Annotated in this window: 11 protein-coding genes; 5 read left to right on the forward strand and 6 right to left on the reverse strand. The window is 51.9% G+C overall.

Annotated features, from left to right (window positions below):
- Positions 1-52 precede the first annotated feature (52 nt).
- Positions 53-430: a hypothetical protein gene (locus AB9F29_RS14940; RefSeq protein WP_335585421.1), complete on the reverse strand. Its 378-nt coding sequence runs from the start codon at positions 428-430 to the stop codon at positions 53-55.
- Between the two features lie 152 nt (positions 431-582).
- Here AB9F29_RS14940 and AB9F29_RS14945 point away from each other — a divergent pair, with 152 nt between their 5' ends.
- The gene (locus AB9F29_RS14945; protein WP_369756257.1) at positions 583-1,233 is read left to right on the forward strand and encodes a carbonic anhydrase; all 651 of its coding nucleotides are present in this window, start codon (positions 583-585) and stop codon (positions 1,231-1,233) included.
- Between the two features lie 20 nt (positions 1,234-1,253).
- Here the strand turns inward: AB9F29_RS14945 and AB9F29_RS14950 are convergent, their stop codons facing one another.
- From AB9F29_RS14950 to AB9F29_RS14970, 5 genes are all read right to left on the reverse strand, one after another.
- On the reverse strand, positions 1,254-1,448 hold the full coding sequence (locus AB9F29_RS14950; protein WP_335585370.1) for a hypothetical protein: 195 nt from the start codon (positions 1,446-1,448) through the stop codon (positions 1,254-1,256).
- Positions 1,449-1,871: 423 nt separating this feature from the next.
- Positions 1,872-2,894: an aspartate-semialdehyde dehydrogenase gene (locus AB9F29_RS14955; RefSeq protein ID WP_039002400.1), complete on the reverse strand. Its 1,023-nt coding sequence runs from the start codon at positions 2,892-2,894 to the stop codon at positions 1,872-1,874.
- Between the two features lie 131 nt (positions 2,895-3,025).
- On the reverse strand, positions 3,026-3,874 hold the full coding sequence (locus AB9F29_RS14960; RefSeq protein WP_335585369.1) for a universal stress protein: 849 nt from the start codon (positions 3,872-3,874) through the stop codon (positions 3,026-3,028).
- Positions 3,875-3,883: 9 nt separating this feature from the next.
- Entirely contained in the window at positions 3,884-5,386 is a 1,503-nt protein-coding gene (locus tag AB9F29_RS14965) for a SulP family inorganic anion transporter (protein WP_369756258.1), read from the reverse strand.
- Between the two features lie 224 nt (positions 5,387-5,610).
- The gene (locus AB9F29_RS14970) at positions 5,611-7,653 is read right to left on the reverse strand and encodes a protein-disulfide reductase DsbD family protein (RefSeq protein WP_369756259.1); all 2,043 of its coding nucleotides are present in this window, start codon (positions 7,651-7,653) and stop codon (positions 5,611-5,613) included.
- A 248-nt stretch (positions 7,654-7,901) separates the two neighbouring features.
- Here AB9F29_RS14970 and AB9F29_RS14975 point away from each other — a divergent pair, with 248 nt between their 5' ends.
- From AB9F29_RS14975 to AB9F29_RS14990, 4 genes are all read left to right on the forward strand, one after another.
- Positions 7,902-8,633 (forward strand): DsbA family protein, encoded by a 732-nt coding sequence (locus AB9F29_RS14975; RefSeq protein WP_369756260.1) that lies wholly within the window; start codon positions 7,902-7,904, stop codon positions 8,631-8,633.
- 222 nt (positions 8,634-8,855) lie between these two features.
- A complete protein-coding gene (locus tag AB9F29_RS14980) occupies positions 8,856-10,736 on the forward strand; it encodes a polysaccharide biosynthesis protein (protein WP_369756261.1) in 1,881 nt (626 codons plus the stop codon).
- A 79-nt stretch (positions 10,737-10,815) separates the two neighbouring features.
- Positions 10,816-12,993 (forward strand): YjbH domain-containing protein, encoded by a 2,178-nt coding sequence (locus AB9F29_RS14985; RefSeq protein ID WP_369756263.1) that lies wholly within the window; start codon positions 10,816-10,818, stop codon positions 12,991-12,993.
- Entirely contained in the window at positions 12,993-13,670 is a 678-nt protein-coding gene (locus AB9F29_RS14990) for a YjbF family lipoprotein (protein WP_369756264.1), read from the forward strand. Before AB9F29_RS14985 ends, AB9F29_RS14990 begins: the two co-directional genes overlap by 1 nt.
- Positions 13,671-13,684: the final 14 nt, after the last annotated feature.

Genomic DNA, 13,684 nt, shown 5'->3' on the forward strand with positions numbered 1-13,684 from the left:
ACATGCTTGGAAGCTGCAAGGACAACAATACAGCCGAAATTGAAATTCCGCGCTACAGGGTCATATTTTGCGCCTCCCAAACCGCCGTAAGCGACTTATCCCCCATACGAACGAGACGCGAAACCGTTGCCGCTATCGCGGTGGGGTCATTGCGCGAAGCAGTGGCGGCCACGTGACGCGCAACTTGCGCCAATCCGTTCAAACCAATCTGATCCGCAATAGCAATCAGCCCCCTAGAACCTTTGCTCACCTTGGAGAACTCGCCTTGCCAATAGGCGGTTTCTATATCGGCCAACCTAACGGCTAGCTCCTCCATCGCCCGACAAACAACATCCTCAGCTCCTCGATTGCCAAGTTGAACAAACAACTCCGTCAAACGACTTGGATTGAGACGCACATTTTCATCGGGTCGAAGATTAACTGCTTCCACCAAAACCACACCCTCCGGTTTATTATAGCCCCCACGGCAATTTCATTTAAGGTCGCGTAACCTTAGAAAGAGTTTACGCAAAATACAGAAATCTCTCGAATTCCATACAAATGCGCCTTAGAACACTTTGAATACTGGTCAAAGGAAACTCTATGGAACACGCGAAACCGTTACCTTCCTATCTTGTTCAGCGCTACATGGGGTGGAAAGCCACCACCTATGCCGAAAACAGAATTTGGTATCAGCGATTGGCCGACGAAGGCCAGCGCCCTAGGGCCATGGTGATCTCGTGCTGCGACAGTCGCGTCCACGTGACCTCGATCTTTGGCGCCGATCAGGGCGAGTTTTTTATACATCGTAACATTGCCAATCTTGTGCCACCCTACAAACCGGATGGGGATATCCACGGCACATCTGCCGCAGTTGAGTATGCTGTCTCGGCTCTGCACATCACCAATATGGTGGTGCTGGGCCATTCGGGTTGTGGCGGCGTCCGTGGCTGCCATGATATGTGTTCCGGCATTGCCCCCGAGCTTGAGGAAAAGACCAGCTTTATTGGCCGTTGGATGGACATTCTACGTCCCGGCTTTGAGCGTGTTGTCCATATTGAAGATGAGGCCGAGCGCACAAGGGCGCTTGAGCATCAATCGGTTCTTGTGTCCCTCGAAAACCTGATGACATTCCCATTTGTGCGGGATGCCGTCGAAGAAGGACGAATGAGCCTGCATGGTCTTTGGACGGATATTGGCGAAGGTGGTTTGGAATACTACAATCCAAAAACTGGTCTCTTCGCTCCCGTCTAGACCCGCAATCCCTCGGCGTCTTAGGCGGCCAAACGGGACGCTTCGAGGAGCACGGGTTTGTCGTAAGTTGGCAGGAAGTGTTCTGGCGTACCGGATGTGTCGCGAATAGTGCAGAACATAGCGAGAGATTTTTGACGTGCACGTTCACTTTTCAAACGAGCAAGAGCAACAGTACGACCAAGGCGGGCTTTTTCTTGAAGGCTAACGTTTGTCATTTTGTATCTCCAGATGATGTAGTTTGATTAAGTTCTTGCTAACCAGTGTTACCCAAAACTTGACAAAAAACGAGCAAGCAAAGGGATAAAACGGCTACCAAGAGCAGAGGACGGGCCTCCAATGGTATAGGAACTACTAAAGTTTGTTTTAACCCAGCAAGATACCTATCCAATTGCGCCTCAATTCAAGGTTTCTTCGCCATATTCCGAACAACCCACCGCCACATGGAATTTTTCGAATGCGCTTGGTTGGGAAAAGAATCAAGTAAACAAGAACTTAACAAACTGTTATCGGGATAGTTCACGTCATAAACGCATGCGCCCATTTAAAAGTTCGGCATTCCCAAAATGTAAAACGCCTCCCGAGATTAACTCGGAAGGCGTTATTGTAATCGGTAACATCTTGGGCCTCACGGCCGAGACTTAGCCCTTTTTCAAAATCCGACGGCCATAAAGCTCGGCGATCTGAACTGCATTCAAAGCCGCACCTTTGCGCAGATTGTCAGAAACGCACCACAGGTTGATCCCATTATCAATCGTGCTGTCCTGACGGATGCGCGAGATAAACGTCGCGTAGTCGCCCACACATTCAATCGGGGTCACATAGCCACCATCTTCGCGCTTATCGATCACCATGACGCCTGGGGCCTCGCGCAGGATGTCACGCACCTCGTCTTCGTCGATAAACTCTTCGAATTCGATGTTGATCGCTTCGGAGTGGCCAACGAAAACCGGTACGCGCACACAGGTCGCGGTTACTTTGATCGACTTATCGATGATCTTTTTGGTCTCGGCGACCATTTTCCACTCTTCTTTGGTGGAACCGTCATCGAGGAAAACATCGATATGCGGGATCACGTTAAAGGCGATCTGCTTGGTGAAGACCTTATGCGCAACCTCTTGACCGGGGACATACATGCCCTTGGTTTGGTTCCAAAGCTCATCGAGTCCTTCTTTGCCGGAGCCAGAAACCGATTGGTAGGTGCTCACAACAACGCGTTTAATCTTGGCGCGATCATGCAAGGGCTTAAGGGCAACCACCATCTGGGCGGTGGAGCAGTTCGGGTTCGCGATGATCATTTTGTTTTTGTAACCCTCGATCGCATCGGGGTTCACTTCTGGAACGATCAGCGGGATTTGTGGGTCATAGCGGTACAGAGATGAGTTATCGATCACCAAACAACCAGCTTTCGCCGCAATCGGGGCGTACTTCGCTGTGGCTTCGGAACCAACGGCAAAAAGCGCCATATCCCAACCAGTGAAATCGAACGTGTCGAGGTCCTTCGTCTTGAGCGTCTTGTCGCCAAAGCTTACTTCCGAGCCCATAGATTTACGGCTCGCAAGCGCGATAATCTCATCAATTGGAAACTGGCGTTCGGCCAGAATATTTAGCATTTCGCGGCCTACATTACCTGTAGCGCCGACGATGGCGACTTTATAGCCCATATGGGGACTCCTTCGTTACGGTCACAAGGACGCGGCTCAAATAGCGCATCCGGCGCGGTGTGGAAAGGCCCACACCGCTTTATTTTGTGCGATCAGATATGCAAATCGTGAATATATACGCAGAAAGGCGCTTAGCGGAACATCAACAATGGCACCAAGCAGGAGCGCACCATTTCCGTCGTCGTCGAGCCGATGAACAGGCTACGAATACGCGAGTGGCTAAAGGCCCCCATCAAAAGCATGTCGATAGACAACGTTTCGATGGCTTCATGGATCGCAACATCGGGGCGTTCGTCATGGATTTGCGCATCGACGTCATATCCGGCTTTGGCCAAAATTGCTTTCCCGCCTGCAAGAGTGGCGCGATTTGCCGTCGTATCTGCGCCCGCAAAGATCAATTTGCATGCCAAACCTGCGAAGACATTGCTTTGAGCTACGTGTTCGACCGCCTTGATCGAGCTTGCGCCGCCATCAAACGCAATCATAAACGTTTTTACAGGCCGAAAGGCGCGCGACGTCACGAGTACGGGCTTTTTACTGGTGCGGATCGCGCGTTCAACATTTGAGCCAAGATGCAGTTTCGCAAAATCTGCAGCCTCGCCACGTTTGCCGATCACAACAAGATCGCTGTCCTGTTCCGCCGTGTGCAACTCGTCCATTAGGTCGCCATGACGGAGGCGGGTTTGCACTTCGCTCACACCATCCGCACGTACCCGCGCTTCGGCATCTTCAAGGATTGCACGGCCACGCTGAATATTGAGTTTGGCCTTTTGGGCGTCCAAATCCGCGAGCTCTTCCATGAGTTTGCTGCGCGCGCCCAATCCGATGTTTCCCGACAAATTTTTGGAGCCCGCTTCGCGGCGCCCCAAAACATGGAGGATCTCAACCGAGGAGCCTTTGCGTGTCGCCACCCAAGCGGCGTGGTCGCAAACGCTTTCCGAATAAACCGAACCGTCCACCAATGCGATAATCTTAGACATAGTCACCTCCTAGTGGCCCATCAGACGCTCAAGCGCGCCCGGTTTGTCGTGTTCGGCCAAACGACCCATCAAGGTCTCGCTGGCTTCGTTCATCCCAAAGATTTCAACTTCGGCACCTTCACGGCGGAACTTCAGCACCACCATATCCAATGCGGCAACAGATGATATATCCCAAATATGCGCACGGCTGACATCAATTGTCACACGCTCAAGCACTTCGCCAAAATCGAACGCAGGCGCAAGGTCGGGTGCGGTGGCAAAGAACATCTGTCCTTCGACCAAATACGCCCGCTCGCGACCGCCATCTTTCAACGTTGACGTCACGCGGAACACCGCCGCGATTTTCCAAGCAAAGAAGATACCCGAAAGCAGCACACCCGTCAAAACACCCAGCGCAAGGTTGTGCGAGAACACAGTCACAAACACGGTCGCCAACATAACAATTGAACTGGCGCGGGGATGGTCGCGCAAGCCTTTGATGCTCGACCAACTAAACGTCCCGATCGAAACCATGATCATAATCGCCACAAGCGCTGGCATTGGAATACGCGCCACCCAGTCGCCTAACCCGACGATGAGGATCAACAGAAAGACACCCGCCGCAAAGCAAGACAAACGTCCGCGTCCACCGGATTTAACGTTGATCATCGACTGACCGATCATCGCACAACCCGCCATGCCGCCAATGAAACCCGTCGCCGTATTGGCAATACCTTGGCCGATACACTCTTGATTTTTGTCCGAAACAGTATCGGTCAAATCGTCAACCAATTGCGCGGTCATCAGGCTTTCCAACAGGCCAACAACGGCAATCGCAGCCGCCACCGGGAAGATGATTTGCAATGTTTCCAGCGTAAGAGGGATTTGCGGAATCAGGAAAACAGGCAGCGTATCTGGCAGCGCTCCCATGTCGCCAACTGTGCGCACATCAATCCCCAACATCATCGTCAACGCCGTCAGAACGACGATTGTCACCAAGGGAGATGGGATAGCCTTAGTCAAATAGGGAAAGAGGTAGATAATCCCAAGGCCCAGCGCGAGCATCACAAAGGTCATCGTGTTCACACCGATTGTCGCGGGATTAAGCTCGGGAAGTTGCGCGATGAAAATCAAGATAGCCAAGGCATTCACAAAACCCGTCATCACCGACTTTGACACAAAGCGCATCACGCTTCCAAGCTTCAAAAGGCCGGCAATGATCTGTAGCAGTCCCGCGAGGACCGTCGTTGCAAGCAAATATTCAAGTCCGTGATCCTTCACCAAGGTCACCATCAAAACCGCCGTCGCAGCCGTGGCCGCCGAGATCATCCCAGGACGGCCGCCTGTGATCGCCACAATCACCGCAATGGAGAAACTCGCGTAAAGACCCACTTTGGGATCCACACCTGCAATGATCGAAAAGGCAATCGCCTCGGGGATTAGCGCAAGCGCTACAACAAGACCCGCCATAAGGTCGGGACGGATATTGCCCAGCCAATCTTGGCGCATTCGAGGTAAAAAATCAGAATTCATGGGTATCTCCGGCCATTTCGGGCACGTCGTGGCCCTGTTCTCGCGTTTGCGCTGGCAATATTCGCTTGGTGCGTCATTTGCTAGGGGGAATGCGAAAAAGCCCGAAACCGTGTCGCATATTTGTAGCTTTCAATCGCAAAGGCAGTCAAATGTGCCCCTAGCGTCACGTTTGGCGCTTGCTTGAGTGGTTTTGGGCCAATGATCAAAACCAGTCGTGCGCGAAATTAGCCCTCAGCTTGCTTGAACGCGTCCAAAACAATATCCGATGTCAGTAGTTCGGGTAGGGCAATACCGTCCGGCGCTGCGGGCCCGTACACAATATTAAACGGCACACCAAACCGCCCGTTGGACCGTAAGAAGCGCGCGATATCTTCGTCTTGGCGCGTCCAATCTGCAATCATGGGAACAACGTTCTCTTGTTGCAAAACTTCCGCAACCTTTCCCTGTGTTAGGACCAGTTTTTTGTTCGCCTTACATGTAAGACACCAATCGGCTGTGGCGTCGACGAAAACCGTCTTACCCGATGCGACAAGTCTGGGGATTTCTCCGCGGTCAAATTTTTGCCATTCGATTTGGGAACTGGAAGCGTAAGTTGTTTGTTCTGGCGCAGAAAGCGCGAGTGGCACCCCAAGAGCCGCTAAAAAAATTGCGATACTCACGGGTGCTTTCACACGCTGACCAAATGTCAGAACAAGAACCAAACCGACCAACAGCAAAAGGACAAGCCCAGCCGACTTCACCCCAGAAACTGTGGCCAGAACGCTCGCCAGCCAAAGCGCTGTTGCGACCAGCAAAAGACCAAGAACAAACTTTACCGTGATCATCCAGCGCCCTGGTTTGGGCAGAGCCCGAATAAGAGAGGGCCGCAGTGCCACGAGGAGATAGGGTGCGGAAAGCCCGATGCCTAGTGCCGTAAAGATACCCAAAACATCAAGCGTGCTCCCAGCAAGGGCGAAGGCCACAGCCGTACCTAGAAAGGGAGCGGAACACGGGGTCGCCAAGACCGCAGCCAACGCACCCGTTGAAAAATCCGCGATATATCCCGAGCCTGTTCCCGTAGCGTTAATCCTTGTCATCCAAGATTGCGGCAGGGAGATTTCAAATAGCCCCAACATATTGGCTGCAAAAACACTGAGAACCGCAAGCATGGTGACGAGAAAAATTGGGCTCTGAAATTGCAGCCCCCAACCTACCGTTTGCCCCATGCCGCGCATCAAGAGAAGCACTGCGGCAAGCGCCCACATGAATGTTAGAACCCCGAAGGACGACGCCAAAAAACCGCGCCTAACACGGGTAAGACTTTGGTCGCGCACCTTGATGGCAGACGCAAATTTGATCGACAAAACCGGGAGGACGCAAGGCATCACATTGAGGATCAACCCGCCTAGAAGCGCGAGAAAGTAGACCCAAATGCGGGAGGTTTGTCTCCCTGAGCCGCTAGTCTCGTAGGGTGGTGCGGGAATCTCATCGCCGAGTTGCGCGTCAAATGTAATCGCCCGTTTTCCATCCACAACTGTGAGCGCCAGTACGTCTGCGTCGTCATCCAACGCGAGAACTGGAATCTCGGCCCACAGCTGTTTACCGCCCTCAGACAGCCGCACATCGGGAGCCCCAAAGGCCGAGCCTGACCCGAACTCTGGAAAAATATCCGGCATCTGAAAGGGCACTTCATCACGGATTTCCAGCGTCAAAGTCTGGTCAGACATATGTGAGCTTGCGATAAGATTTTTAGAAGGCTCGGACGGAACAAGCGCCATCGCTGCGGCGATATACCCAGCAGAGATCGCATCAATTCCCTCTCCCTGACCGATAGGTAGCTCCAGCGTAAAGTTATCAGGAATACACACGTCCGCGCAGACAAGAAGCGAGAAATTCCCTCGAAGGACGGCGGCTTCTCCGGGGTTTTCCAAAGTCACTTGCAGTGGAAACAACACCTCATGTGCATACCCGAAATTTTCAATTCCAAACGCGCGAAACCGAGTTGGCGCGGGATATTGAAAATCCACCGACGCAATATTTTCCGACGCGCTCCAATCAACTTCTGGCGGCAGGCCAACTTCGCCCGGGCTACGCCAATAGGTTTTCCACCCATCTTCGAGTTCTAGATGCAGGCCAGCCGAAAAGGTATGCGCTCCGGCGGCGATTCCCTCTTGCGCGGACCGTAACTTCGCATTGAGAGAATTCGATTGATAGTGGGCACTCTCAAGCGCAAGAACACTCGTTGCGAACACGGTCATTAGAGCCGCCAAAAGAATTTTCATGCGCATTTTAGCCTCGTTATTAACCCGGTCATGTGTGGGACCCACGTGGAACACATGCAAATCAGATCGTCGTGAACGTCTCTGGTCTGACGGATATATGGCACAGAGACCAAACGATGGGAAACGCGACATCTTCGCGGGAGACGTTGGGTTGCCTCACGGTGAGTTTACGACCAGAATCGCCACAAATGCTTGCGCACATTTATCAAACCGCCTTTAAGGGGCTGCAACACCATCTTTCAAAGGGTCCTAATATGCTGAGCCGTATCACCGCCACTGTCCTCATTACTTTTCTGGGATTCGCTCCAACGGCTCAAGCCCAAGATTTTACCGAAGAGCAAATTAAAGAGCTTGTTCTTCAAACAATCCTGGAAAACCCTGACGTCATTCGTTCGGCTCTCATTCTACTGCAACAGCAAGAACAAGCAACCGAGGCCGCCGCCGCAGTTGAGACCCTCGCAGCGCAACGTCAAATGCTGGAACAAGACCCGAATGCGCCCGTTTTGGGCAACCCTGATGGGGATGTGACTGTGGTTGAGTTTTTTGACTACAATTGCCCCTACTGCAAAAAAGCGGCCGATGTCGTTGAGGAATTGATCGCCAACGACCCAAATGTACGCGTCGTTTACCGCGAGTGGCCCATCCTAAGTGAAGGATCAGTATATGCCGCCCGCGCCGCATTGGCATCCCGCGAGCAGGGAAAATATGAGGAATTCCATTGGGAGATGATGGGGCAACGCGGCAGGCTCGACGAGAAGTCCGTGCTCAAGATTGCCAAAAGCATTGGTCTAGATTTAGATCGCTTGAAGGAAGATATGAATGCGCCCGAGGTCGACGAACATATTGCAACGACTCATGCGCTTGCGAAAACTCTTGGCTTTGGGGGAACGCCCTCTTTTGTGATTGGTGACGCTTTGGCACCGGGTATGATTGAAATGCCGACAATGATCGAAATGGTCGAAGCCAGCAGAAACAAAACTAACTGAGCCATTTTCGGGCTAAATCTGTGCTAAATTTAGCCCGATGTCGGCGTCTTTTTGCTTGCCGCATCAAAAAGCTAGCGAATTTCCTCTTTTCTCACTAGCATCCCGTACCTATTGCCGCTGAAATTTTGGCGGCCCACGGTGGGGACCGAGCGAACGTATTGAAGTATGCCATTTCAGGCCTTCAATTTTAACGCTTGGAAAAAGTTTTAAGAGGCCATTTTAGTGTCATTGCTTGGTAGAATTGAAAAACTCACACGCGCGCAGAAACGTTTTGTGTTTTTGTTTGTGGACACGTCACTCCTTCCAGTCGCGCTTGGATTTACACTTCTCGTTCAATCAACATCCACTGAACCCTTTGGCTCAAACACAAGTATCATTGCCCAGACGTTAATCCTCGTTTGCTTAGCGGCGCTTTTTACGACCTATCTTAAAATACCAAACTTTCGGCTTCGCGATTATGAAATTCGCGCTGCGGGCAAGACCGCCCAACTATCCATACTTTTGTCGCTTGCCTTTATGGCAACTGGCAAGCTTTTCGGCCTGCAGTATCCCTTGGGAACTATCATGGTTTTTGGGAATAGCTACTTTTTGTTTGCGGTCACAAGCCGCGTAATGATGTTGAAAATCCTCGAGATGATTTATCTCGCGGGGCATCCTCGGGAACGCCTCATTATCTATGGCGCGGGCCAGACAGGTATGAATTTTGCCAAAGCGATCCAAAGTAAAGAGCACTATGAGATTCTAAGCTACGCCGACGACAACCCCGCCATTCAGAGCGTTGCCATTGATGGCATCCCGATTGCACGCCCTTCCCAAATCCCGCATATCGCCAAGATAAAGCAGGCGCACAAAGTCATCCTTGCCATGCCGTCCCTGTCGTTTGCACGGCAAGTTGCCATTGTTCGACGGTTTGAAAAATTTGGTCTCGAAGTCCTAACACCCTCTGACTTTGCCGAATTGATTGGCGATGAGGAAATGGGGCAAATCTTCTCCCTGAGTGACCATCAACAGCTACTTGGTCGGGCCAAAGTCGACCACAAAGTGACCGAATTTGGGGACAATTATCGTGGCAAAAATATCCTTGTCACGGGCGCAGGCGGGACAATTGGCTCTGAACTCTGCCGGCAGCTTTTGTCCTGTGGACCAAAGCAAATCATCCTTTTGGATAGCAGTGAATTTGCCTTATACAACGCGGATATGGACATTTCGAGTTTCGCCAATGAACTTGGAATCGAGGTCAAACCCGTTCTAGGGTCCGTGAGCGATCCAAGATTGGTTGCATCTGTTTTCGCTGAAAATAAGATTGATGTCGTTTTTCATGCCGCGGCGTACAAACACGTGCCTATGGTTGAGATCAACAGCCTCGCAGGGCTTGAAAACAATGTTCTTGGAACTGCGACTCTCGCGAAAGCATCCCATGACGCCAACGCGGAACGGTTTATTCTTGTGTCCTCAGACAAGGCTGTGCGCCCAACCAATGTTATGGGCGCATCCAAGCGGATGGCCGAATTGGTCGTTCAGGATCAAGCCTCGCGCTCAAATACGGTCTTTTCGATGGTTCGGTTCGGGAATGTTCTAGGGTCGTCAGGCTCGGTTGTTCCGCTCTTTCGCAATCAAATTGCGCACGGGGGTCCAGTGACGGTGACTCACAGTGAAGTCACGCGCTATTTCATGACAGTTCAAGAGGCCAGTCGTCTTGTTCTTATGGCGGGAACCTTTGCGCAGGGTGGCGAAGTCTATGTTTTGGATATGGGCGAACCCGTCGAAATTCTGAACCTTGCGCGGCGCATGATTGAAGCAAGCGGTTGTACAGTCAAAACGACAGAGAACCCAGACGGGGACATTGAAATTCTGACGACAGGCCTGCGCCAAGGCGAAAAAATGCACGAGGAGCTTTTGCTTGGCGAGGGCAATATTACGACTCCCCATGCCAAGATTTTCTGTGCGCGCGAAGAATCATTATCCGAACTCGAAGTGGCCGCCGCCCTCAAGGCCCTACGCCACGCGATCGCGACCACAGATCGGAATGCAGCCTTGGACATTCTATATGGATGCGTCGAAGGTTATGCCGAAGCCGCCTCCCCACCCGCAGTCGAAATGTGATGTAAACAAGACGATTGTTGCTTATAGCGAAGGCCGTTGGGTATTGTTACTTGCCCCACGATTCACGGTATGTTTTACCATGAACAACACTAGACGGGTAGGATTTATGCTGGGCCACAAAAGAAACAAAGTAAGCTATCGGGGACTCGCCCTGCGCAGCACCGCGCCGAGTCTTTGCATTGCTTCTCTTGTTTTGGCGGTTCCGACTGCGGCCTCTGACGCATCCTATAACTTGGCCGGCATTGCAGGCCTCATCGACATGCCGTCAGGCGAAGCGATGCCGGACGCCGAACTTGCGGTGACAATGTCGACCTTTGCGGGGGGCACGCGCGCGTCTAGCACTTTCCAAATAACCAAGCGCCTATCTGGAACATTTCGGTATTCTCGGATCGATAATTGGAACACCATTGAGTATCCAACATATTACGACCGCAGTTTTGATTTACGCTATCAATTTTTGACGGAAACCGAGTATTTGCCCGCAGTGACCGTTGGCATCATGGATGTCGCTGGCACAGGAATTTACTCCGCAGAATACATTGCCGCCACTAAAAACTTCTCGCCAAAAATACGGGCGACAATTGGATTGGGGTGGGGCCGGCTTGGTTCTTACAACTCAATTGGCTCCCCCTTTGGCACCCGACCGCCAATCGATGTTGGCCAGGGCGGTACCTTTAGTACCAACCAATATTTCCGCGGCCCAATGTCGGTTTTCGGTGGCGTCGAGTATCGGCCAACAGAAAAACTCTCGCTCAAGGTAGAGTATTCATCGGACGACTACACCCTTGAAGCTGGCGAAAAGGACCTGTTTGACCGTAAATCACCCCTTAATTTCGGCGCCGAATATCGCTTCAACGACATCATATCGGCGGGCGTATATTATATGTATGGATCCGAACTCGCCGCAAGCCTCTCGATGAAATTCAGCCCCAAGCGCCCTGCGGTTTTGGGGAGCTATGGCCCTGCCCCCTTGGCCGTGCAACCTCGTCCTGTTTATGCTGACGACCCGGAGCAATATTCGACTATCTGGATGACGGAACCCGGATCTCAGGAAATTCTGGCACAAAACCTCCAAAAACACATGGAGTTCGACGACGTCAAAATGGAAGCTGTTGCAATGCGCGGCACCTCGGTTGAAGTGCGCATTCGCAACGAGACATTCATCAACAGCGCCCAAGCAATTGGCCGCACAGCCCGCGCGCTGACTCGGACCATGCCGCCCTCCGTTGAAACTTTTGAGATCGTTAATATGGTCAATGGGCTGGCAACATCGGTTGTTAAGTTGAAGCGCAGTGACGTTGAAAAATACTCAACGGCCCCCAATGGCGAAGCGCTCATCATGGCGAGCGCAGTCATTGAAGACATTGTCCCCACAAAACCCGCCAACCTGATTTATGCCCCTGGCGTTTATCCGGATTTCCAGTGGGCTATTGACCCCTACATGGATTTCAGCCTGTTCGATCCAGACGACCCCATTCGCTGGGGCGCAGGTATTGAAGCCACGACACTTCAGTTCCTTGCTCCCGGTTTGGAATTATCTGGATCGATCCAAGCCCAGCTGATTGGTACTCTTGGAAAGGATGAATCTCCCTCAACATCCGCCATCCAACCTGTGCGCAGCGATGCCAACCTTTACGAGAGCTTCAGCCCCGTTTCGCTGCAGTATCTTACTTTGGGATATTTCTTTCAGCCAACGGAAGAGATCTATGGACGCGTGAGCGCGGGTTACCTCGAACGTATGTTCGGCGGCATTTCATCCGAGCTGCTTTGGATGCCTGTCAATCAGCCCTTCGCCTTTGGTATTGAGGCGAACTATGTCGTTCAACGCGAAACAGACTCCTATCTCGGCTTCCAAGACTACGGCGTCGCAACCGGTCATGCCTCGGTGTATTACAAACACGAAGCAAGTGGATTTGATTTCCAACTCAGCGCCGGAAAGTATCTGGCGGGGGATGTGGGCGGAACCTTTACCGTGCGCCGCGAATTTACAAACGGCTGGCGCGTTGGGGCATTTGCAACACTAACCGACCTGAGTGCAGAAGATTATGGCGAAGGCTCCTTTGATAAAGGAGTCATCCTTGAAATCCCCCAAAGCTGGCTCACAGGCAAACCTTCGCGTCGCGTTCAGGAAGTTGCACTGCAAGTCTTGTCACGGGATGGCGGCGCCCAACTCATCGTCAACGACCGTCTTTATGACCGTATTCGTGTCAATCATGCGGCCGCGATTAGAGATGGCCAAGGGAGAGTCTGGCGGTGATGACTATTACTCGTAAGTTAACGCTTGCCGCCTGCCTATTGGCTGTGGCTGCTTGTAGCTCAGAAGAGCGTGACGAAACCATAGGTACGGCAGTTTATAGCGACTTAAAGGGCAGATATATGTCTTCGGCCAAACCGAGCAAAGGTGCGGCAACGGCGGCATCCTCTTCTCCGGCCAAAGGCGACCTTTCGTGGATCGAAACGAACACCAAACCACTAATAATTGTTCTTGTCGAAAAAATAGAAGGCATGGCTTTCCTCTCGTTTCAGGTACAAAACGGGTCCTATAAAACGTGGCGCACCAAAAATGGAGCCTCCTATACGTTCAAGGGGCCCTTTGTCACCGGTACGAAAGCCCTTGGTGCCGATCTGGTGTCCGCGAGCGTTCCCGCATCAATTCAAAGTTCAGGCTCTCATAGCCGCACGCACTATTATCTCGATGGCGATGATCAAGTGGCGCCGCTTCAGGCTGTATGTACATGGAAGTTCGTTGGGGCCGAAACGACGCAAATTTTAAACAAATCCTATGCCACAAAACACTATAAAGAATCGTGTCTTGCTGGCGAAATCAAATTCAAAAACGACTATTGGCTCGATTCTAGTGGTATCGCTCGTCAATCCCGCCAATTCGTATCCGAAACTGTTGGTTATGTGTCACTATTAGTAATTTTAGAGTAACCAACAGAATATAA

The sequence above is a fragment of the Falsihalocynthiibacter sp. S25ZX9 genome (assembly GCF_041205405.1).
Classification (GTDB): Bacteria; Pseudomonadota; Alphaproteobacteria; order Rhodobacterales; family Rhodobacteraceae; genus Falsihalocynthiibacter; species Falsihalocynthiibacter arcticus.

Coding starts and splice junctions, on each gene's coding strand:
- AB9F29_RS14950 (WP_335585370.1), bottom strand. CDS start 1,448: ATGACAAACGTTAGCCTTCAAGAAAAAGCCCGCCTTGGTCGTACTGTT.
- AB9F29_RS14970 (WP_369756259.1), bottom strand. CDS start 7,653: ATGCGCATGAAAATTCTTTTGGCGGCTCTAATGACCGTGTTCGCAACG.
- AB9F29_RS14985 (WP_369756263.1), top strand. CDS start 10,816: ATGAACAACACTAGACGGGTAGGATTTATGCTGGGCCACAAAAGAAAC.
- AB9F29_RS14960 (WP_335585369.1), bottom strand. CDS start 3,874: ATGTCTAAGATTATCGCATTGGTGGACGGTTCGGTTTATTCGGAAAGC.
- AB9F29_RS14990 (WP_369756264.1), top strand. CDS start 12,993: ATGACTATTACTCGTAAGTTAACGCTTGCCGCCTGCCTATTGGCTGTG.
- AB9F29_RS14965 (WP_369756258.1), bottom strand. CDS start 5,386: ATGAATTCTGATTTTTTACCTCGAATGCGCCAAGATTGGCTGGGCAAT.
- AB9F29_RS14945 (WP_369756257.1), top strand. CDS start 583: ATGGAACACGCGAAACCGTTACCTTCCTATCTTGTTCAGCGCTACATG.
- AB9F29_RS14955 (WP_039002400.1), bottom strand. CDS start 2,894: ATGGGCTATAAAGTCGCCATCGTCGGCGCTACAGGTAATGTAGGCCGC.
- AB9F29_RS14975 (WP_369756260.1), top strand. CDS start 7,902: ATGCTGAGCCGTATCACCGCCACTGTCCTCATTACTTTTCTGGGATTC.